1 protein-coding gene is annotated in these 535 nt (G+C 22.8%); it reads left to right on the top strand.

All coding sequences use genetic code 4. The features are described from left to right. A partial coding sequence (locus C4B24_RS05165; protein WP_168388396.1) for an ABC transporter transmembrane domain-containing protein occupies positions 1–535 on the top strand: 535 nt, incomplete at both ends.

Raw genomic sequence — 535 nt, 5'->3', positions numbered from 1 at the left:
ATTTCTATTTCCGCATTTTTATTTTTTCTAGATATTTTATTTGGGTTTATTGAAAAGCGCACCCTTTCTAAATTAATTCCTTCTTATAAAAATAAAATGAGGATGACTTTCCTTGGTAATTGATTTAATATAATACAAAAACGAAAAGCAAGATTGGGTCAAATTAATAATGCATTACAGAACGATATACCAACAGTAACTAATATGAAAATTGAATCAATTTATTCTTTAACTTATTCAATTGTTACATTTGTGGTTATTATATCCTTTTTATTTTGGTTGCACTGAATATTAGGAGTTGCTACCTTATTATCATTATTAATCTTAGGTATATTACCTTTAATAATTAGTAAAAAATTAGAAGAAATTAATTTTACGATAAGTAAAAACAATGAAGAATTTTACGGAAAATCCGTGAATATAAATAAAAACAAAGACCAATATATATTTACTAGAAAATTAGGTAAATATCATAAAAGCATTTTAGCTCATGTTGATAATTATTATTTGAAAAACATAAAATTAACGTTAGTTT

This window comes from Mycoplasma marinum (genome assembly GCF_004335975.1).
In the GTDB taxonomy this organism is placed as follows: Bacteria; Bacillota_I; Bacilli_A; order Mycoplasmatales; family Metamycoplasmataceae; genus Mycoplasma_K; species Mycoplasma_K marinum.
The sequence above is the reverse complement of the archived record's forward strand: the minus strand, read 5'-3'. Positions and strand labels throughout refer to the sequence as shown.